Raw genomic sequence first — 19,174 nt, 5'->3', positions numbered from 1 at the left:
TCAATTAGCGCGCGGTGCGGATGCGGACATCATCACCGGTCGACTTCGCCGAACACGATGTCCAGCGAGCCAAGGATGGCGGAAACGTCGGCCAGGAGATGGCCCTTGCAGATGTGATCCATCGCCTGCAGATGGGCGAAGCCCGGCGCGCGGATCTTGCACTTGTAGGGCTTGTTGGTGCCGTCGGCGACGAGATAGACGCCAAACTCGCCCTTCGGCGCCTCGACCGCGGCGTAGACCTCGCCGGCCGGCACGTGGACGCCTTCGGTGTAGAGCTTGAAGTGATGGATCAACGCTTCCATCGAGCGCTTCATCTCGCCGCGGCGCGGCGGCGCGATCTTGTTGTCCTCGACCACGACCGGGCCCTGCCCGTCCGGCGCCTTCAGCTTCTGCACGCATTGCTTCATGATGCGCACCGACTGGCGCATCTCTTCCATGCGGATCAGGTAGCGGTCGTAGCAGTCGCCGTTCTTGCCGATCGGAATGTCGAAATCCATCTCGGCGTAGCACTCATAGGGCTGCGACTTGCGCAGATCCCAGGCCGCGCCCGAGCCGCGCACCATCACACCCGAGAATCCCCACTCCCAGGCCTCCTTGAGCGGCACGATGCCGATGTCGACGTTGCGCTGCTTGAAGATACGGTTGCCGGTCAGCAGCCGATCGAGGTCGTCGACCACCTTGAGGAACGGATCGCACCATGCGTCGATGTCGTCGATCAGCTTCGGCGGCAGGTCCTGGTGCACGCCGCCGACGCGGAAGAACGCCGCGTGCATGCGCGAGCCCGAGGCGCGCTCGTAGAACACCATCAGCTTCTCGCGCTCTTCGAAGCCCCACAGCGGCGGGGTCAGCGCGCCGACGTCCATCGCCTGCGTGGTGACGTTGAGCAAATGAGAGAGGATGCGGCCGATCTCGCAATACAGCACGCGGATCAACTGGCCGCGGCGCGGCACCGTGATGCCGAGCAGCTTTTCCGCGGCGAGGCAGAACGCGTGCTCCTGGTTCATCGGCGCGACGTAGTCGAGCCGGTCGAAATACGGAATCGCCTGCAGATAGGTCTTGTGCTCGATCAGCTTCTCGGTGCCGCGGTGAAGCAGGCCGATATGCGGATCGACGCGCTCGACGACTTCGCCGTCGAGTTCCAGCACGAGACGGAGCACGCCGTGCGCCGCCGGATGCTGCGGACCGAAATTAATGGTGAAGTTACGAAGATTTTGCGGTTGCTCGTTCATGGCTTCGGCTCCGCCTTGGCCTTCTCGTCACCGGGAAGCGGATAGTCGGCGCCCTCCCAGGGCGATAGGAAATCGAACTTGCGGAATTCCTGGTTGAGCCGGACCGGCTCGTACAGCACCCGCTTCTCCTGGTCGTCGTAGCGAACCTCGACGAAACCGGTGAGCGGGAAATCCTTGCGCAGCGGATGGCCGTCGAAGCCGTAATCCGTCAGCAGGCGGCGCATGTCCGGATGACCGGTGAAAATCACGCCGTAGAGGTCGTAGGTCTCGCGCTCGAACCAGTCGGCGCCCGGGAACACGCCGATGATCGACGGCACCTGCGTGGTCTCGTCGGCCTGACCGCGCACACGAATGCGTGTGTTCAGCGTCGGTGACAGCAGATGGTAGACGACATCGAAGCGCTTCTCGCGGCTCGGATGATCGACCGCGGTGACGTCGGTGATGTTGACGAAGCGGCAGCCGGCGTCGTCACGCAAAACGTCACGACGTCCACGATTCTGCCAATCTCGACGTCGATAGTGAGTTGATTGAACGCGACCGAGTGCGCCGTGACGGCGCCCGGAAGCGCGCTCACGATCGTCTGCCCAAGGGCGTCGAGCTTGCCGTCGTCCATGCCTAAAACCTTAGCGTTCGATGGTGCCGATACGGCGGATCTTCTTCTGCAGCAGCAGCACGCCGTAGAGCAGCGCCTCTGCCGTGGGCGGGCAGCCCGGCACGTAGATGTCGATCGGCACGATGCGGTCGCAGCCACGCACCACCGAGTAGGAGTAGTGGTAGTAGCCGCCGCCATTGGCGCACGAGCCCATCGAGATGACGTAGCGCGGCTCCGGCATCTGGTCGTAGACCTTGCGCAGCGCCGGCGCCATCTTGTTGGTCAGCGTGCCGGCGACGATCATCACGTCAGACTGCCGCGGCGAGGCACGCGGCGCGAAGCCGAAGCGCTCGACGTCGTAGCGCGGCATCGAAACCTGCATCATCTCGACCGCGCAGCAGGCGAGACCGAAGGTCATCCACATCAACGAACCGGTACGCGCCCAGGTGATCAGGTCATCGGCCGCGGCGACGAAGAAGCCCTTGTCGGACAGTTCGTGATTGACCTCGAGGAAAAAAGGATCATTGGCGCCAACCGGCTTGCCGGTCGACGGATCGAGGATGCCCTTCGGCGCCTGCGCAATGGCCGGCTGCGAGGATGCGGCGGTGGGGCTCAATCCCATTCGAGCGCGCCTTTCTTCCATTCGTAAGCGAACCCGACCGTCAGCACGGCCAGGAAAACCATCATCGACCAGAAGCCGGTCGCGCCGAGTTTTCCGAACGCCACGGCCCACGGGAACAGGAACGCCACTTCGAGATCGAAGATGATGAAAAGGATCGCCACCAGATAGAAGCGGACGTCGAACTTCATGCGGGCATCGTCAAAAGCGTTGAATCCGCATTCATAGGCGGACAGCTTTTCCGGGTCCGGCGATTGGAACGCGACCAGGAACGGCGCGATCAGGAGCGCGAGGCCGATCAGGCTCGCAACTCCGATAAAGACCACAAGTGGGAGATAATTCTGCAGGATGCCGGTCATCGGCGAGGCCTTCTTGCTGCGGTTTCGGACGCACCGCAGATTCGTTGATTGGAATTGTTCTTGAGGCTTTAGCGCAGCGCAACAGGGGGCGCAAGACAAGCTATTTTGACGCTTTTACCGTCGATCCCGCGGGCTATTGGCCGCATCAGGCGGGTGCGCTTGCCTCAACGGGCAACGCCGCGGCGGCGCTGCGGTGCCCTGCGCGCTCGCCATATCAGCCCAGCTCCCGTTCGGCAGCGAGCATCTCGGCAGCCGTGGCGGTCAGCCGGTCGATGTGTCCGAGCAGCAATGCAAGTTCCTGTGGATCAAGCTGTTCCAGCAGGCGCCGGTTTCGCTCCTGCGCCCCGGCCACGATGGCGTCATGGGCGGCAAGACCCGCCTTGGTCAGGGAGATCAGGGTCTCCCGGTTGTCGCGCGGATTGGCCGCCTTGGACACCAGCTTGCGCGACACGAGCACGGCGAGCGCGCGGCTGATCTGCCCCTTGTCCATGCCGACGGCCTCCGCCAGCCGCACCACACTCATCGGCGGCCGGCGTCCGAGCGAGACCACCAGGCCGAACTCGACCGAGGACAGGCCGGTCAGCCGCTTGTAGCGCAGCATCGCACCGCGCCTGAGCAGGTTCGCCAGCACCATCAACCGAGACGACATCATCGCGGTGACCGGCGCGAGCTCCGCGTCGGTGATCGCCTCCGGCGGCAAGTTCCTCTCAGTCCTGAGCTTCTCGGTCATCGCCAACCTCTGCCAACAAAGCCGGTCGCTGCCAAGTTAGACCTGATCGTTGACAATGTCATCGATCTATCATTGACTTCATCAACGATGAGCGGCCGCGGGCGTCAGACCGGCGGCGGGAGGAGACACAGATGACCATCACCCAGCGGGACCGCGACCTCGGCACGGCCTACGCGATGAAGCCCTCCACCACCCGGACCGAGCTCACCTCGGTGGTGCGTGGCACGCCGATGGGCGAGCTGTTGCGCCGCTACTGGCATCCGGTCGGCCTCACCGGCGATGCCACCGATATCCCCAGAAAAGTCCGCGCGCTCGGCGAGGACCTGATCCTCTTTCGCGACAAGCATGGCCGGGTCGGCCTGCTGCACGCGCGCTGCTGCCATCGCGGCACCACACTCTATTACGGCAAGGTCGAGGAAGACGGCATCCGCTGCTGCTATCACGGCTGGAAGTTCGACACCGAGGGCCGCTGCCTCGAACAGCCCTGCGAGCCCGAGGGTGGCCTGTTCAAGGACAAGGTGCGCCAGCCCTGGTACCCGGTGCAGGAGCGCTACGGCCTGATCTTCGCCTATATGGGCCCGGCCGATAAGAAGCCGGCGCTGTCGCGCTACGAGTGCCTGGAGAAGATGGACGACGGCGAATTCGTCGAGGCCGACGATTCCTCGATCGGCGGTGGCGGCCCGGCCGTGATCCCCTGCAACTGGCTGCAGCATTTCGAGAACGTCGCCGACCCCTATCACGTGCCGGTGCTGCACGGTTCATTCTCGGGGCCGCAATTCACCAACATGATGGCCTCGATGCCCGAGGTGAAGTTCGAGATGTCGCCGCGCGGCGTCGCGGTGCGCTCGATCCGCCGGCAGGACGATGGCAAGGTGTTCTACCGCGTCACCGAGGCCGCCCTCCCCTCGCTCCGCGTCGTACCCAATCCACGCGTTGCGCAATTCGCCCGTGTCGAATCGATCGGCTGGACCTTGCCGATCGACGACACCTCGTTCCGCATCTATGTCGCCGGCCGGGTCAAGAACGCAGGCGACATCGGCCGGATGCGCTCTAAGTTCAACGGCAAGTTCTGGTGGGACATGACGGAGCAAGAGCACCAGAAATTCCCCGGCGACTACGAGGCGCAGGTCGGCCAGGGTCCGGTCACTGTTCATTCGGAGGAGCATTTCGGCCAGAGCGACCGCGGCGTCCTGATGGTGCGCCGGATGCTCTCTGACCAGCTCGAGGCCATGGCCGCCGGCCGCGACCCGATCGGCGTATCGTTCGACGCCGATGCCGGGCCGGTCGAATTCGAAGCCGGGAATTACATCCGCGAGGGATGAAGCGGAGGAGCCATGAGACGGAAACATTGGCAGTCGTTAGCGGTGGCATTGTTCGCGATTCAGTTCGCGACGATCGCATTCGCACAACAGCCACCGGTGGACGCTGAACTCTCACCGGGCGGGCGATTGCGCTGTGCGGTTATCGGAATCCCGGTGTTGGGCGGTATCGGACAGCCCATCGGCAAGTACATCGCCGCAAGACTCGGCGCATCGTTCGAGCCCGTGGTCTATCCCAATCCGCAAGCCTATGAACAAAGCTTCGCCAAGGCCGACTGGGACATCGCTCTCGGGCCGCGTGTGCTGGCGCCGGCCGACAAGGCCGATGTCACCGGCGACCTCTGGCTGATCGACCTGCAGTATTTCGCGGCGCCCGGGAAAGCCTTTGCGTCGTCCGATCAGGTCGACCGCGCAGGGGCCAAGTTGGTACGATCCTGAACAGCCCTTCCGACCGCTTCCTGAGCCGCACCTTGAAGTCGGCCGAACTGGTGCGCATTCCTCTCACCGCAAATTTCCCGTCGGATGCCATCGAGTTGCTGCGCGCCGGAAAGGCCGACGTGTTTGGTGCCGACGCCGGCCTGATCGCATCGATCTCTGCCGGCTATCCTGGTGGGACGATCGTCCCGGGCGCCTTCAACACCGTGCGCGCCGCGGCTGCGCTGCCCAAGGGACGCTCCCCCGCTGCGATGGCCAGGCTCATTGAAATCCTTGACGAGGCGAAACGGGCCGGTGTGATCCAGCAAGCCATCGATCGGGCGGGACCGAAGAGCGGCGTTCGAGCGGCAAACTGATCTCGCCTCAACGAGACAATAATGGGAGAGGGAGCCATGGTCGATCTCGCACGGGGAGCGCCGGAGCAGGCCAGCACCACGGCTAGACCATCGACCCGCCGCTACTACGTGCTCGGCCTGCTCACGATCATCTACGCCCTCAACTTCCTCGACCGCACGATCTTCAATGTGCTGATCGAGCCGATCAAGAAGGAATTCTTGCTCAGCGATACCACGATGGGCCTGCTCGCCGGGTTCGGCTTCGTGCTGTTCTACTCGCTGCTCGGCATTCCCATCGCGCGGATGGCCGACCGCCTCAATCGCCGCAACATAGTGGCTCTCGCCTTCGCGTTCTGGAGCGCGATGACCTATTTCTGCGGTATGGCCTCCAGCGTCACGACGCTGGCACTGGCGCGGGTCGGTGTCGGCATCGGCGAGTCTGCGGGCACACCGGCCTCGCAATCGATGATCGCCGATCTCTTTGACAAGAACGAGCGGCCGCGCGCGCTCGGCATCTATGCCATCGGCACCTATCTCGGCGTCTTCCTCGGCTATTTCATCGGCGGCTATGTCAACCAGCACTACGGCTGGCGGATGGCCTTCTTCACCGCCGGCCTGCCCGGCATCGCGCTCGCCGCCGTGCTGTGGCTGACCATCTCCGAGCCGAAGCGCGGTGCGATGGCCGAGACCTTCAAGGCCGAGCCGATCGGGCCGACGTTGGACTTTCTGATTTCACAGCCGAGCTTCGTCATCGTGCTGATCGGCTTTTGTCTCACGACCTACACCAACTACGCCACAGCTGTGTGGATCCCGCCGTTCCTGGCGCGCATCCATCATCTCAGCAGCGCCGAGATCGGCACCTATGCCGGCACCTTCAAGGGTCTTGCCGGCATGGCGGGTACGCTGATCGGCGGCTTAGTTGTGGCGCGGATCGGCCGCCGCGACGATCGCTGGAAGCTGTGGGCGCCTGCGATCATGTCCGGCCTCGCCGGCCCGGTGTTCGCGCTGTGCATGCTGACGCAAAGCTTCACGCTGATGGTCGCAACCTTGGCGCTGACCTCGTTCATGGTCGGCTTCCATCTCGGCCCGATCTTCGCGATCGCTCAGACGGTGGCAAAACCCAGCATGCGTGCGCTGGCTTCCGCGCTCGTGCTGCTCACCGCCACCTGTTTCGGCCAAGGTGTCGGCCCCCTCGCCGTCGGCATGATCAACGACGCGCTGAAGGGCAGCTACGGCGTCGATGCGGTTCGCTACTCGCTGCTGTCTGCGGCGGTGACGACGACGCTCGGCGCGCTGCTGTTCGTCTGGGCGGCGCGATGGATCCGGTCGGATATCGCGCGGGCGAGCTAGAGCATAATCCGGAAAAGTGGGAACCGGTTTTCCGGAGAGATCATGCTCGAACGAAGAGAAGAGATCATGATGCGCATCGCATCATGATCTAGCCAGCCATGAAGGCCAGCAGGTCGGACATCAGGCGCGCGCTGTGCGTCAGCGGCAGCGCGTGCGGCGCGCCTTCGTAGACGGCGAGCTTGCTTCCCTTGATCAGCCCCGCAGTCTTCGCGCCGGTGAGCTGAAGCGGCGCGCTGGCATCCTTGTCGCCATGTACGATCAGCGTCGGGCGATCGATCCCTTTCGCCGCGGCGCGCAGATCGGCAAAGGAGATGGTCTTGCGGCAGGCCAGCGCCACCGGCAGCGGCACGCTCAGCATCATCTCCCTGATCCAGGCCCTGGTGACCTCAGGCGTGTCGGGCATGAAGAACGGTGCCTCGTTCTCGCCCATCCATTTCGAAAAGTCCTGCGCAATCGCCGCATTTTGCGCATCGACCATCGATCTCGGCACCGCGTCCGGATTGTCCTCGGTCTGGACAATGAAGGGCGTGGTCGGCGCCACCAGCACCAGCCGCGCGATGCGCTCGGCGCCGTGCCGCGCCAGATAGTTCACCGCCTCGATCGATCCCATCGAATGCGCGACGATCGTGACATCACGCAGATCGTGCTGCTCGACCACGGCAGCGACGTCATCGGTCAGCGTGTCGAGATCGTATCCCGTCATCGGCATATCGGAGCGACCATGGCCGCGCCGGTCCGGCGCGACACAGCGATAACCCCTGGCGTTCAAGGCCACGATCTGGCTGCCCCAGACGCTGGAGTTGAACGTCCAGGCGGCCAGCAGCAGCACCGGCTTGCCCGTGCCCCAATCCTGGACGAACAGCGACGTGCCGTCCTTCGCGGTCACGCGCGGCGAGCGCGCAGCCGGCCGCGGCGGGACAGTCTGTGCGTCGGCGGGCGGAGCCGCGGCCAACGCGCTGCCGATCAATGTGGCTTCGAGGACGGTTCGACGATTCATCTCACATCTCCCTTGCGGATCGATCGGCAACAGCGTCGCTGCCGATACATCGATCATCGCAAGGAGACGTCGCGCGCGCGATTACGCCTCAGGTAATCGTGCGGGCCTCACCACTGATACCGCACCACGTTGGTGTGAGAGCTTGCCGGGATACTTGCGCAAGCATGCCGATCGCGCATCGCATTGCGCGCGATCGGCCGCTGCGTTGCTGCTCGCGCCTTTGTGCCGTTACGTCAGCTTGCCGGTGTATTTCTCCAGCGCCGCCCAGGCGTCCGCGCCGTAGGTCTTCTGCCACTGGGTGTAGAAGCCGGCTTTGACCAGCGCAGCCCTGAACTGCACGGGATCGGGCTTGTTGAAGGTCATGCCCTTCTCGGTCAGCTCGGCCTGCAACGAGCGGTCCATCTCGACAAGGTCCGACCGCTCCTTCAACGCCGCCGCGTCGAACGCGGTGTTGATGATCTCGAGCAGATCGGGCGGCAGGCCCGCCATCGCGCGGCCGTTGCCGAGGATCCAGTAGCCGCTCCAGCAATGGTTCGAAAGCGCACAGTATTTCTGTACCTCGTAGAGCTTTCCGGTCGAGACCTGCGCCAGCGGATTCTCCTGCCCTTCGACGATGTGGGTCTGCAGCGCCGAATAGAGCTCGCTGTAGGAGATGCTCGACGGCAGTGCGCCGAGCCCCGAGAACAGCGAGGTCAGCAATGCCGTCACCGGCACGCGGATCTTGAAGCCCTTGAGATCGTCGACGCTGTTGAGCTGACGGCTCGACGACGAGGTGATCTGGCGAAAGCCGTTGTCCCAGACCTTCTTCAGCGGCACCACGCCGGTTTTGGCGATCGCCTCGCGGACGAGGTCGCCGACGCCGCCGTCCATCGCCGCCCAGACCTGGTCATAGGACTGGAAGGCGAAACCGATGCTGGGCAGACCGGACAGCGGCACCAGCGTCGACAGCGTCATGCTGGGTGCGGCCAATAGCTCGATACCGCCGGCGCGGACCTGCGACAGCATCTCCGGATCGCCGCCGAGTTGGCTGTTGGCAAACACCGTGATGTTGAGCCGGCCGCCCGACTGCGCGCCGGCAGCTCTGGCCGCCTCGGCCAGACGGATTGTTAGCGGGTGGGTTTCCGGAGTGTTGACGCCGAGCTTGAAGTCGAACTCGGCCGCGGCAAGAACCGGCTTACCAAACATCGTGGCGGCCATTGCCGCAGAGCCGGCGCCCAGCACCCGGCGGCGGGTCATATTCGTTGTTTTCATTATTGTTTTTCTCCCGGGCGCATCCCGCGCCTGGGGTGAGTTTCGGCCCTCCGCCTTTGTGACGCAAGGCACGGTGAAACCAATCCGGCCGTGGCACGAAACCATTTCAAGGAACTCACGAAACGATCCGGAAACAGATCGGGCTTACCAGTAGCTGCCATAGACGGCGCATAGACGCCCGGAGGCGACCATGAACCACTCGATCCATTCAGCTGATCGCGCGACCCACCTCAAGATCGTGGTGGTTGCCCTCGTTGCGGCCATCGGGATTGCGGCTCTCGGCATCTCGGCGCGGAACAACGCGGATTTCACCCAGACCGCCCAGACCACCCAAGTCATCAAGGCCGGCAAGCCGGTCGCGATCACGTCCTCGGGGACCTCGACGGTCCGCTAGCATTTATCAAGCTTCGGCAGACAAAACGGCCGCCTTCGGGCGGCCTTTTTGTTGGGCCTGATCGTATCGAGCGCCGGCCAGGACGGGATGGCCTTTGCCGCCGGGTTCGGCTACGGCGGTTGCAGGACCAACGAGACCAGCGCGCGAGATCGATGCGTGCAAGGTCGCAAGCCGGCAGAGCGTCGCGAATGACTGAGCCTCGCCTCGCGGGCGACCTACTTGCAGAGCCGCAGGACACTCCCCGCGCCGGCGGGATGTCCACCCTGCTCGGGCTGCCGACGTCACTGCCCTTGGTGCTCGACCTCGACGGCACGCTGATCAGGGGCGACCTGCTCCATCTCAGCTTCTTCTCGATCCTGCGCCGCAATCCGCTGATCGTTCTCGCATGCGCCATTTGGCTGACGCGCGGACGCGCGGCGTTGAAACGCCAGCTCGCACTGCGCCAGCGCATCGACTGGAGCCGGCTCGAACTGCACCAGGACATCGTCGCATTGGCCGAGCGCGAAAAGGCCGCCGGCCGCCGCGTCGTGCTGGCGACCGCGGCCGACGCGCTGCTCGCGAACCAGCTTGCATCGCTTCTGCCCTGGCTCGACGACGTGCTCGCCTCGGACGGCAAGCACAACCTCAAGGGCGCCAACAAGGCGGGCCTGCTGGTGAAGAGGTTTCCGGGGGGCTTCATCTATGCCGGCGACTGCACATCCGACCTTTTGGTCTGGGCGCACGCTGCCGGAATCATCACCGTCAATGCGCGCGAAGCCTTGCGCGCCGCCGTCGCGGCGCTCGGCAAGCCGACGTTGCATCTGCCAGATCGCGCGGCCGCCGCGAAATCTTAACCGCATCCTAACGCGGTCATTCGATTGCGATCCGCTCCACGACCCCCGTCTTAAAAATTGTTCCGTAAGGTGAGTGTCAACAGAGGCGCGGGCCCACAATGAATTTGCAGCAGCAAGTAATTTCCACCGGCTTCAAGATCATCTGTACCAATTGCGGCAGCCTGGCGATCAAGGTCGCCGATCCGGCGCACGCCTCCGGCGACACCATCATCGAATGCCGCCGTTGCAACGCCGTGCGCGGCACGGTGGCGGACCTGCACACCCTGGCGCGGCGGGGCCGCGACCTGTTCGAATTCTAACCCGGCTCCGCCGATGCTGTCAGATCCGAGCGCGACCATGCAGAACGACATTCCCCTGGATACGGTCTGGTCGATCCTCGAAGCCGCCAACGAATTGGGCGATACAAACACGGTTGACGCCTGCCGCCGCATCATCGACGCGAATTTGCGCGGCGATGCGCCGGGACAATCCGACCTGAACGCGGTTGCCGCATTCTTTGCCTGATCAGGGCAACCTCTTGCCGATTGCGCGTTCAATGCGGCGCCGCGGTGACCGATCGCACAACAGAAACATTATTATACAGACCGCAACGTCGCTCAACGTTGCCTGACTTGATTCGATCGAAGCCGGCTGGCTAGTTGCTGCACAGCTCTCAATTCGAACGGGCCGATGCAATGACGCGCGATGACCTGGTTGTCGGGGGCACGATCCTCGGGTTCTTCGCCGTCAGCACCGCGTCGCTGATCGCCTGCGGGCACGCGTTCCCGGCGATGCACGTCTGGCGATCCGGCATCACCGCCGAGGCCATCCTCGGCACCGCCATCATGGCCATCTTCATCCCGGCATTCGCCGCGGGACGGTTCAGCTTCGGTTATCTGGTGAGCTTCTCGCTGCTGTCAGCCGTGTTCGGCTTCGTCTGGCTCAGCTTCTTCAGCGCGTTCGACTATCCGCACGCGATCGCCCGTTGGGCCATGATCGCCGCGCTGGCCGCCGCGATGTTCCCGCTGATGTTCCAGAACATGCCGGTCTGGCGGCCCCGCCTGTCGGAGGCCACGATCAAGCGCGTTGCGCTGCTGCTGCTGGCGGCGTCCGTCGCCGTGCTGATCTTCGACATCTCCTACGGCGTCAACCTCGGCAATCCCTATGGCGCTGCCCGCAACGCCATCGCCCGCCCGGCCCTGTTGAATTACCTCACCGGGATCATGATCGGAGCGGTGCTGCCTTATCTATTTGCGCATTTCGCATCGCGCCGGCAATGGTTGCAGGCGGCGTGCATGTTGCTGTTCGCGCTGTGCTTCTATCCGGTCGTCAACAACAAGACCGTCCTGTTGTTGCCGATCTGGCTGCCATTCCTGTTCTGGCTCTACGGCCACTTCAATCCGCGGCTGGCCACGGTGCTCGCATTCGTGCTGCCGGCGTCCATCGGGCTGACGGCGTTCGCCGTTCTGGCCGCCGACAAGGACTATGTCGTGTTCAGCGCCATCAACCTGCGCTTCCTCGCGATCCCGTCACTGGCGCTCGATCAATACGCCGACTTCTTTGCGCACCGCGAGCTGACCCGGTTCTGCCAGATAACGATCCTGCGACAGGTGACCGCCTGCCCGTATGGCGAACTCGGCCCGACGCTCGGAGCGATCTATCGCGACGGCAATTTCAACGCGTCCTTCCTCGCGACCGAAGGCATCGCGTCGGTCGGTCTCGCGCTGGCCCCGGTTTCGGCGCTGGTGTGTGGCTTGATCCTGTCGGTCGGGTCGACGGTCTCGCGGCATTTGTCGCCGCGCTTCATCGCGGTGTCATCCGGCATCGCCGTTCAGGCCATCATGAACGTGCCGCTGACCACGGGCCTGGTCTCGAACGGGATCGCGCTGCTGTTCCTGCTGTGGTGGCTGACGCCGGAACAGCGCGCGGAATTATCCCGCAATCCCGAGCACGCCGCGCGGCAGGTCGGCGTCGTCGGCCTCGCGGTGTCCTGATCTTGCACGCCCGGCGACATGGCGGGCGCGCAAGGCACAGTGCCGACACGCGGGCGACCCGATCAATGTGGCCTTACCTTCTTTCGCAGAACGATAATGCTCTGATAGGGCGAGATCCCGTTCATGCCGACGTCGACGATATCGAACCGGTCGGTCCAGTGCTCCTCGATGTACTGCTTGGTGATGATGGTCTCACCGTATGTCATCTCGCCATCGACCGGATAGCTTAGGGGATAGAAGTAGAAGCCGTCTCGCCGCACCGTTTCGGTGATCTTTTGCTGATCCCACCCGGGCAATTTCGAGATCGGCTCATAGAATGCATATGCCGGCGGTCGCACCGTCAGAAGGAAGAGACCGCGATCCTCCAGCGCGGCATGGACCGCGTCGAGGCATACGTCGCTCGCGACCGCGGAGAGATGCGTCCAGATCGACAGTGCGTAGGCGACATCGAATTTCTGGTTGAATGGAAGACGCTTCGGCAGACTGTCCGACACCACGATATCGGCGCGAGGGTTGGAGCGTTGCGCGACCTGGATGATGCCCTTGTGGGGATCGCACCCATGCAAATTGCGCAGCGGCACGTCCTTCATGAAATATCTGAGCACGCTGCCCCAGCCGCAACCGTAATCCAGCACCGAACACTCTTCGAACGGCTTGTCCAGATGCAGCCTGAGTTTGTCGTGCATCAGCCGATAGGTTTCGATCACCGCGGCGCCGAGCTCCATCCCGGAACGACCGCTCCAGCTCTTCTGAGTGCCTGCATCGGGCGGATCGGGAATCGTCGCCTTGATGGCGTCGAAGCCATCATACTCCTTCCAGAGCAGCACGCTCCAAAGATAGGGATCGTCGATCCACTTGAACGCTTCGTACGCAGACTCTCCCCTTCCGCATGCGGCCTCCGTCCTCGCCAGCTCGTCTTTGTAGTATTCGTTCAGCCACAGGCTCCAATCCATCCGCAGGTCTCCTATTCTGTTTGACGGTCCTTGCCGCGCCAGCATTTGCGAAACTGTCGATGATTTCTTCGGCACCTTTAAGACGCATCACATGCGTGAGTTCCGGAACGCGGTGGAACCGCGAACGCGCGGCTCTTGCTGCAAGCCTTGCGACCGCTTTCGTCAAGTGTGGTTCGTAACCACAACAACTTTAAGTAGTTGATCCCGCCCGGATACAGCAGCGACGGCATCGGCTCGACTTCAGCCGAGCAAAGTAAGGTTGACGTCAGGCTGGCGCGTTACGCTGTACATGTGAACCGCGACCTGCGCTGCTTCCATTTCTCCAGCACCCCGGGTGGCGATAGTCACTACCGCGTTCGCCTGTCTGATGCTCGCGTGAGGGCGCTCCAGCCGTGCGGCCTCCAGGAACCGTGTCGATGAAAGTCCGCGAGCTCATCCAAGCACTCCAGGCACTCCCTGATCAGGACGCAACGGTCGTCATCGGAGAAGGAGCACAGCCGGAAACCTGGCTGATCGTGTCAGGCGTGGCGGAATGCCGGATTGCGCGCGTGAACGACGATCATGCGATCGCCGGGGGCGAACCGGCGATTGAGATCGTCTGAAAGATGTAAGCTCGGCGCGGTTCTCGGATCTCGAAGATGCGTGCCGACAAGCCCGGACAGGGTGGCGTCCAACGCGTCATAACGCGCGTAGCGTGGCACGTCTCAAATCTGGAACATGGGGCTAAGTGTTTGATAAGACTGGCGCGAGAGACGGGACTCGAACCCGCGGCCTCCGCCGTGACAGGGCGGCGCTCTAACCAACTGAGCTACTCCCGCGGATGCCGATCGTCGGATTGATCCGCGCAGGACCGAGGGCATAAAGGCCCGCATCCCGATAGTCAAGCGCGTTGCGGATCCCAGCGCGGTACGGCCGTTTTTGCGCTGTGGACGCGAGTTGTCGGCTATTTTCAAGGGAAACGGTGGTGTCAGCAAGGCTCCGAATCAAATAAGGCCTGATACGTCTGGGTTTCCTGTGGCCGGGCCCGGCGCTGCCCGTTCCCAGAACCGGCGGTTTCAGGAGTTTTCCGGACGCATTTTCCCGACGCGAACGGCGCGCCATTCGCTTGAAATGCAGCAATCGAGCCATTCAGCAACGAGGAGGGCCACACATGGCGAAGAAAGCAGCGACCCCGGCGACGATCACGCTGAAGCACCTGGCGGCGGCCATCGCCGAAGAGCAGGAGCTGTCCAAGAAGCAGGCCGAGGCGATCCTGACCGACATGGTCACCCGCATCACCAAGCACCTCAAGAAGGGCGAGCGGATTCGCATCGTCGGCCTCGGCATCCTCCAGGTCCGCAAGCGCGCCGCCCGCATGGGCCGCAACCCGGCGACCGGCGAGCAGATCCAAATCAAGGCGAGCAAGAAGGTCGCCTTCCGCGCCGCCAAGGAGCTGAAGGAAGCCGTCTAGAGCCTGATCCATTCCGATTGAATCGGAATGAGGCTCTAGATTCTTGTTTTGCGCGTTTTCTTCACGCGAACCGGTACCCGCTTCGCTTGAAAACGCTATAGGGCTCTCTCTCCCCGTTAAGACAAAGCGCCATTCCGGCCCGCGACGCGGCCCCGGAGTGGCGCTTTTCTGTTATAGAGTTGTCTACTGGCTCGCCTCGATGCGGTTTGCTTGCGCGAACCAACTTCGCCAAGGCGCGTTGTCCCCGTCCCTACCTTGCGCGGTCTCCATGCTGGCACCGGTTCTCGACTTCAAGCACACCGTCACCGAACGCTTCCTGCGCTATGTCGTGATCGACACCCAGTCCGACCCGGATTCGCCGACCTGCCCGTCCACCGAGAAGCAGAAGAATCTCGGCCGCCTGCTGGTTACCGAGCTGCAGGCGATGGGCATCGCCGACGCGCATCTCGATCCGCATGGCTACGTCTATGCGACGATCCCCGCCAACACCGACAAGACGGTGCCCGTGATCTGCTTCTGCTCGCACATGGACACCTCACCCGATTGCACCGGCAAGAACGTCAAGCCGCAGGTCGTCAAGAACTATCGCGGCGGCGATATCGTGCTGCCCGCCGACTCCACGCAGGTGATCCGCGCCGCCGAGCATGAAGCGCTCGCCGACCAGATCGGTAACGACATCATCACGACCGACGGCACCACCCTGCTCGGCGCCGACAACAAGGCCGGCCTCGCCGAGATCATGGATGCCGCGCATTTCCTGATCACCAATCCGCAGGTGAAGCACGGCACCATCAAGATCCTGTTCACGCCGGACGAGGAGATCGGCCGCGGCGTCGACAAGGTCGACATCAAGAAACTCGGGGCCGATTTCGGCTACACCATGGACGGCGAGACCGCGGGCCATATCGAGGACGAGACCTTCTCCGCCGACGGCGCCAGTATCATAATCGAAGGGGTCGCAACCCATCCCGGCTTCGCCAAGGGCAAGATGGAGCACGCGATCAAGATCGCGGCCGCGATCGTCGATCGGCTGCCGAAGGACACCTGCTCGCCCGAGACCACCGAAGGCAAGGAAGGCTTCCTGCATCCGGTCGCGATCTCGGGCGCGCTGGAGCATGCGCGGATCGACTTCATCGTGCGCGACTTCACCGAAGCCGGCCTGAAGCAGAAGGAAGCGCTGCTCGATACGATCGCCAAGGATGTCATGAAGGGGTATCCGCGGTCGACCTACCGCATGGAGGTCAAGCAGCAGTACCGCAACATGAAAGAGGTGATCGACCGCCACCCGCAGATCGTCGCCTACGCGATCGAGGCGATCGAGCGCGCGGGACTGACGCCGGTGAAGACCTCGATCCGCGGCGGCACCGACGGTTCGCGGCTGTCCTTCATGGGATTGCCCTGCCCGAACATCTTCGCCGGCGAGCACGCGTTCCACTCACGGCTCGAATGGGTCAGCCGGCAGGACATGGAAAAGGCGGTGCAGACCATCGTGCATCTGGCGATGATCTGGGAAGAGCGAGCGTAGGCTCGTCGCTCTCTCTCCCCGTCATTGCGAGCGAAGCGAAGCAATCCATATCTCAACGCGGATAGATGGATTGCTTCGTCACTACGCTCCTCGCAATGACGGCACAACCAACTCGTTCTCCTCGCCCGCGCCGTCACGATCCAGATCGCGCCCGGCAGCGGCACGGAATCGCCCTTGACGAACGGCGTCAGTGCCTCGCGTATCGATGCGATCGCGGCGGAGCGCACCTCATCCGGGTGGCCTTCCAGCGCGCGACTCGCCGGCCCGATCTCGAGCGCTCCCTGGATCGCCGCGTCGACGCCGCGGCCGGTTGCGACATCGAGCTCGACCTTGCACGGCTCCATGGCGATGGCGGAGAAACCGGCTTCGCCGAGAATCCGCTTCACCCGGGCTTCGGAGGCAAATGAAAACGGGCCGGGATCCTCGGGGCCAAGCTGCGGCAGTTTCGGCACGTGCTTGTAGACCGCCTGCAACGGCGCCATGAAGAACGGATTTTCACGCGGCTCCTGCCAGCAGGCAAAGGCAAGACGGCCGGTCGGCTTCATCGCCTTGTGCAGATTGGCAAAGGATGTCGCGGGATCGGCAAAGAACATCACGCCGAAGCGCGAGCCAACAGATCAAAGCTCTTAGGCGCGAACGGATAAACGGTGGCGTCGGCAAGCGTGAATTCGACCGGCAATCCCTGCGGCGCGCTCTGCCGCGCCCGCGTCAGCATCGGCTCCGAAACGTCGACGCCAAGCACGCGGCCCGCGGCCGCGACCTTTGCCGCCAGCGCAAAGCTCGATGCGCCGCTGCCGCAGCCGACATCGACGACGCGTTCGCCAGCCTTCGGCGCGGCGCGATCGATCAGCAGGTCGAGCACCGGCTGCAGCACGATGTCCTGCGCGGCCTGTCTCGAGGCCCAACGCTGACCACCCGGCCCGTTCCAATATGCAATCTGATCGGCGTTCTGCGGATGGCCTGCGTTCATGCGATCAACCTCGTTGGGAAGACGTCTCGTGTCTCATGTTTGGGCATGATCTTTGTCGGAAAACCGCTTCGCACTTTTCCCCATCATGCCTTAGCAAGTCTCGCGCGTCGCTGCGCGCAACATCGGCATGACCTGATAGGTGAATCCGGCATTGGCCTTGGTGACGGGATCGTTGGCGACGATCTCCTGCGGATCGGCGTCGTCGGATAGCTGCAGCACGCCCAATCCCCAGACGCCGGCGGGATCGGCGACCGGCCCGAAGATCAGCGCCTTGCCGGCCTGCAGCAATTCGCCGCAATAGGCGACGTGCGCCTGCATGATGGCGGCTTCCTGCGGCGTCATGTCTTGCGGGAAGGTCGGGCGCGGTCCGGTCAATTTGCAGACGTAGTATTTCATCGACCTGGTCCGCGTTCGTTGACTATTTGGCGGCTGCGCTCGTGGGCTTGGCCGGCTTTGTCTTGGCGGCATTTGCCTTGGCAGCGCCCTGGCCGTCATTGGGGCGCGCAATACCCCAGGGGTCAGTCGGCTTCTGGTCCGGCACACCGCTCAGCGCGCGCTGATAGGCGCGCTGCTGCCGCGCCTCATTGGCCGCATCGGCCGGCGATTTCTCGACCTCTTCGCGATAGCGCTGAACATGGTCCGACTGCGCCAGTGCGGGTCCGCCAATCATGGTGAGGAGTAAAATCGCGGCGATTTTGCGCATGCATCAAGTTCCCGGGTTAGGCGAAGAGAATAGCATCGCAGCAAGGCCGGCATCAAACCCGCACACGTGACTTTCGGCACCTTTCGCGCCATCGGCCACCGAACGACATTGCACAGGCCAGCGCGGAGCAAGCGCGGTCCCGGCCACCCCACATGCTACCCCACGGTCGGGATCGCGCCCTCTCCACGCGCTCACAGAGGGCCGCGCAATGGCCTTGCTACGTAGGGCTCTTCAACCAGAGGCCGCTTTGCAGCTCGTGAAACATCGCGCCACCATCATCCTGCGCGAGCACGTGCAAGCGGAAGCCGAACTGGTCGGAAGGGCCGCTGTTCTCACCGACGGAACTGCGGGGACCGTCGAAGGCGTGTTTCTGGACGAGTCGCACGGGTTGCGCATCTCGATCACGGGGCACATCGGCAAGTGGCCGATCTCGACAATCAGGATGCTTCAACCGTAACCCGTAAGTCGCGAAGGCTGGTGGGCGGTGAGAGGATCGAACTCCCGACCAATGGTGTGTAAAACCAGTGCTCTACCGCTGAGCTAACCGCCCTGACCTGCGCGCCTCTTTAGCCTCGCCCGGCCCCGAGGTGCAAGGCCGCAAAGCCTCAATCCGTCAGCTTGAGCTCCAATCCTCGGGCCGCGCGGGCAATCCCTGGAGGTCATTGATCCAGGAGGCAGCGGAACGGCACCAGACCTGGCGTCGCGGGGTCAATTCGCCGCGCTGGCGAATGCTGCCCCAGCGGATGCCCCAATCATCGGGACCTCCATCCTCGCCGCTGGTGAACAGCGGGGAGCCGCAATCGCCGCAAAAATGCTGGAAGCGGATCCGGCCGTTATCGCCGCGTTTGCCGTACACTTTCGGCGCGCCTTGCGTCAGTCCGACCTGCTCGGCGGCGCAAATCACCGTGACGCGATAGGGCGAGCCGGTCAGCGCCTGGCAATCGGTGCAATGGCAGATCGACACCCGTTCGGGATCGATCTCGGCCTGGAAGGTCACGGCCCCGCAATGGCATTGTCCATCGATCCGCATCGGCGTTTTCCAACTCAGCGTCGTGCAACAAGGCAGTTCCGGCGCTGTCGTTCCCTCGCGATCGTCGGAGGGGCTTTCCCGCTCGGCTTGGCCCCCCAGATCGGACCACGCCACGGGCACAATCCTG

General features: G+C 63.6%; 23 protein-coding genes, 2 tRNA genes and 2 pseudogenes. 13 read left to right on the top strand and 14 right to left on the bottom strand.

All coding sequences use genetic code 11. The features are described from left to right. Nucleotides 1-32: 32 nt before the first annotated feature. The 5 genes and pseudogenes from ALC15_RS05195 to ALC15_RS05175 all read right to left on the bottom strand — a co-directional run bounded on the left by ALC15_RS05195 (nucleotide 33) and on the right by ALC15_RS05175 (nucleotide 3,529). Nucleotides 33-1,229 carry an NADH-quinone oxidoreductase subunit D gene (locus tag ALC15_RS05195; RefSeq protein ID WP_050626362.1) on the bottom strand — a complete coding sequence of 399 codons (1,197 nt, stop codon included), beginning with the start codon at nucleotides 1,227-1,229 and terminating at the stop codon, nucleotides 33-35. Further along, a pseudogene (locus ALC15_RS05190) lies at nucleotides 1,226-1,842 on the bottom strand (NADH-quinone oxidoreductase subunit C). Before ALC15_RS05190 ends, ALC15_RS05195 begins: the two are co-directional and overlap by 4 nt. 10 nt (nucleotides 1,843-1,852) lie before the next feature. Then, nucleotides 1,853-2,443, bottom strand: a complete 591-nt coding sequence (locus tag ALC15_RS05185) for a NuoB/complex I 20 kDa subunit family protein (RefSeq protein ID WP_050423879.1) — start codon at nucleotides 2,441-2,443, stop codon at nucleotides 1,853-1,855. Then, entirely contained in the window at nucleotides 2,434-2,799 is a 366-nt protein-coding gene (locus ALC15_RS05180; protein ID WP_018271860.1) for an NADH-quinone oxidoreductase subunit A, read from the bottom strand. The genes ALC15_RS05185 and ALC15_RS05180 overlap by 10 nt, the downstream gene beginning before the upstream one ends. A 214-nt stretch (nucleotides 2,800-3,013) precedes the next feature. Then, nucleotides 3,014-3,529 (bottom strand): MarR family winged helix-turn-helix transcriptional regulator, encoded by a 516-nt coding sequence (locus ALC15_RS05175; protein WP_050626361.1) that lies wholly within the window; start codon nucleotides 3,527-3,529, stop codon nucleotides 3,014-3,016. A 131-nt stretch (nucleotides 3,530-3,660) separates the two neighbouring features. Between ALC15_RS05175 and ALC15_RS05170 the strand changes: the two genes are divergently transcribed. The 4 genes from ALC15_RS05170 to ALC15_RS05155 are packed head-to-tail and all read left to right on the top strand — an operon-like array spanning nucleotide 3,661 to nucleotide 6,968. After that, a complete protein-coding gene (locus ALC15_RS05170; RefSeq protein ID WP_050626360.1) occupies nucleotides 3,661-4,851 on the top strand; it encodes an aromatic ring-hydroxylating dioxygenase subunit alpha in 1,191 nt (396 codons plus the stop codon). Between the two features lie 42 nt (nucleotides 4,852-4,893). Beyond that, nucleotides 4,894-5,286, top strand: a complete 393-nt coding sequence (locus ALC15_RS05165; protein ID WP_128089435.1) for a type 2 periplasmic-binding domain-containing protein — start codon at nucleotides 4,894-4,896, stop codon at nucleotides 5,284-5,286. Between the two features lie 32 nt (nucleotides 5,287-5,318). Continuing rightward, the gene (locus ALC15_RS05160) at nucleotides 5,319-5,639 is read left to right on the top strand and encodes a type 2 periplasmic-binding domain-containing protein (protein WP_050626358.1); all 321 of its coding nucleotides are present in this window, start codon (nucleotides 5,319-5,321) and stop codon (nucleotides 5,637-5,639) included. A 36-nt stretch (nucleotides 5,640-5,675) separates the two neighbouring features. Further along, complete coding sequence (locus ALC15_RS05155) at nucleotides 5,676-6,968, top strand: spinster family MFS transporter (protein ID WP_050626357.1); 1,293 nt, start codon at nucleotides 5,676-5,678, stop codon at nucleotides 6,966-6,968. Nucleotides 6,969-7,056: 88 nt separating this feature from the next. Here the strand turns inward: ALC15_RS05155 and ALC15_RS05150 are convergent, their stop codons facing one another. Together ALC15_RS05150 and ALC15_RS05145 are read right to left on the bottom strand one after the other, a co-directional pair. Then, nucleotides 7,057-7,965, bottom strand: a complete 909-nt coding sequence (locus tag ALC15_RS05150; RefSeq protein WP_244485932.1) for an alpha/beta fold hydrolase — start codon at nucleotides 7,963-7,965, stop codon at nucleotides 7,057-7,059. A 228-nt stretch (nucleotides 7,966-8,193) separates the two neighbouring features. Further along, nucleotides 8,194-9,150: a TRAP transporter substrate-binding protein gene (locus ALC15_RS05145; protein ID WP_094193700.1), complete on the bottom strand. Its 957-nt coding sequence runs from the start codon at nucleotides 9,148-9,150 to the stop codon at nucleotides 8,194-8,196. A 256-nt stretch (nucleotides 9,151-9,406) separates the two neighbouring features. Between ALC15_RS05145 and ALC15_RS05140 the strand changes: the two genes are divergently transcribed. The 5 genes from ALC15_RS05140 to ALC15_RS05120 all read left to right on the top strand — a co-directional run bounded on the left by ALC15_RS05140 (nucleotide 9,407) and on the right by ALC15_RS05120 (nucleotide 12,416). Further along, nucleotides 9,407-9,610, top strand: a complete 204-nt coding sequence (locus ALC15_RS05140) for a hypothetical protein (RefSeq protein WP_016847743.1) — start codon at nucleotides 9,407-9,409, stop codon at nucleotides 9,608-9,610. A 188-nt stretch (nucleotides 9,611-9,798) separates the two neighbouring features. Beyond that, complete coding sequence (locus ALC15_RS05135; RefSeq protein WP_050626355.1) at nucleotides 9,799-10,443, top strand: haloacid dehalogenase-like hydrolase; 645 nt, start codon at nucleotides 9,799-9,801, stop codon at nucleotides 10,441-10,443. Between the two features lie 98 nt (nucleotides 10,444-10,541). Then, entirely contained in the window at nucleotides 10,542-10,742 is a 201-nt protein-coding gene (locus ALC15_RS05130) for a hypothetical protein (protein ID WP_050626354.1), read from the top strand. A 37-nt stretch (nucleotides 10,743-10,779) separates the two neighbouring features. Further along, nucleotides 10,780-10,947: a hypothetical protein gene (locus tag ALC15_RS05125; RefSeq protein WP_244485931.1), complete on the top strand. Its 168-nt coding sequence runs from the start codon at nucleotides 10,780-10,782 to the stop codon at nucleotides 10,945-10,947. Between the two features lie 170 nt (nucleotides 10,948-11,117). Beyond that, complete coding sequence (locus ALC15_RS05120) at nucleotides 11,118-12,416, top strand: hypothetical protein (protein WP_128089434.1); 1,299 nt, start codon at nucleotides 11,118-11,120, stop codon at nucleotides 12,414-12,416. A 62-nt stretch (nucleotides 12,417-12,478) separates the two neighbouring features. On the opposite strand, the gene ALC15_RS05115 is transcribed toward ALC15_RS05120, so the two are convergent. After that, a complete protein-coding gene (locus tag ALC15_RS05115; protein WP_050626351.1) occupies nucleotides 12,479-13,369 on the bottom strand; it encodes a class I SAM-dependent methyltransferase in 891 nt (296 codons plus the stop codon). 416 nt (nucleotides 13,370-13,785) lie between these two features. Between ALC15_RS05115 and ALC15_RS05110 the strand changes: the two genes are divergently transcribed. Beyond that, nucleotides 13,786-13,971 (top strand): hypothetical protein, encoded by a 186-nt coding sequence (locus ALC15_RS05110; RefSeq protein ID WP_095734888.1) that lies wholly within the window; start codon nucleotides 13,786-13,788, stop codon nucleotides 13,969-13,971. 139 nt (nucleotides 13,972-14,110) lie between these two features. Here ALC15_RS05110 and ALC15_RS05105 read toward each other — a convergent pair. Continuing rightward, nucleotides 14,111-14,187: transfer RNA gene (locus ALC15_RS05105), tRNA-Asp, on the bottom strand. A gap of 308 nt (nucleotides 14,188-14,495) precedes the next feature. Here ALC15_RS05105 and ALC15_RS05100 point away from each other — a divergent pair. Then, entirely contained in the window at nucleotides 14,496-14,819 is a 324-nt protein-coding gene (locus tag ALC15_RS05100) for an HU family DNA-binding protein (protein ID WP_283806241.1), read from the top strand. 268 nt (nucleotides 14,820-15,087) lie between these two features. Further along, entirely contained in the window at nucleotides 15,088-16,344 is a 1,257-nt protein-coding gene (pepT, locus tag ALC15_RS05095) for a peptidase T (RefSeq protein ID WP_050626348.1), read from the top strand. A gap of 122 nt (nucleotides 16,345-16,466) precedes the next feature. Here the strand turns inward: pepT and ALC15_RS05090 are convergent. The 3 genes and pseudogenes from ALC15_RS05090 to ALC15_RS05080 all read right to left on the bottom strand — a co-directional run. Next, a pseudogene (locus ALC15_RS05090) lies at nucleotides 16,467-17,314 on the bottom strand (class I SAM-dependent methyltransferase); the annotation flags it as partial. A 90-nt stretch (nucleotides 17,315-17,404) separates the two neighbouring features. Continuing rightward, nucleotides 17,405-17,710: a YciI family protein gene (locus ALC15_RS05085; RefSeq protein WP_050626347.1), complete on the bottom strand. Its 306-nt coding sequence runs from the start codon at nucleotides 17,708-17,710 to the stop codon at nucleotides 17,405-17,407. A gap of 22 nt (nucleotides 17,711-17,732) precedes the next feature. Further along, nucleotides 17,733-18,017, bottom strand: a complete 285-nt coding sequence (locus tag ALC15_RS05080; protein WP_050626346.1) for a hypothetical protein — start codon at nucleotides 18,015-18,017, stop codon at nucleotides 17,733-17,735. A 208-nt stretch (nucleotides 18,018-18,225) separates the two neighbouring features. Between ALC15_RS05080 and ALC15_RS05075 the strand changes: the two genes are divergently transcribed. Continuing rightward, nucleotides 18,226-18,474: a hypothetical protein gene (locus ALC15_RS05075; RefSeq protein ID WP_050626345.1), complete on the top strand. Its 249-nt coding sequence runs from the start codon at nucleotides 18,226-18,228 to the stop codon at nucleotides 18,472-18,474. A gap of 18 nt (nucleotides 18,475-18,492) precedes the next feature. Here the strand turns inward: ALC15_RS05075 and ALC15_RS05070 are convergent. Continuing rightward, nucleotides 18,493-18,567, bottom strand: a tRNA-Val gene (locus tag ALC15_RS05070). A gap of 63 nt (nucleotides 18,568-18,630) precedes the next feature. Further along, the gene (locus ALC15_RS05065) at nucleotides 18,631-19,047 is read right to left on the bottom strand and encodes a GFA family protein (protein ID WP_050626344.1); all 417 of its coding nucleotides are present in this window, start codon (nucleotides 19,045-19,047) and stop codon (nucleotides 18,631-18,633) included. Nucleotides 19,048-19,174 lie beyond the last annotated feature (127 nt).

Source organism: Bradyrhizobium viridifuturi (genome assembly GCF_001238275.1).
In the GTDB taxonomy this organism is placed as follows: domain Bacteria; phylum Pseudomonadota; class Alphaproteobacteria; order Rhizobiales; family Xanthobacteraceae; genus Bradyrhizobium; species Bradyrhizobium viridifuturi.
Note: the sequence above shows the minus strand (reverse complement) of the source record. Positions and strands in the feature narration are given on the sequence as shown.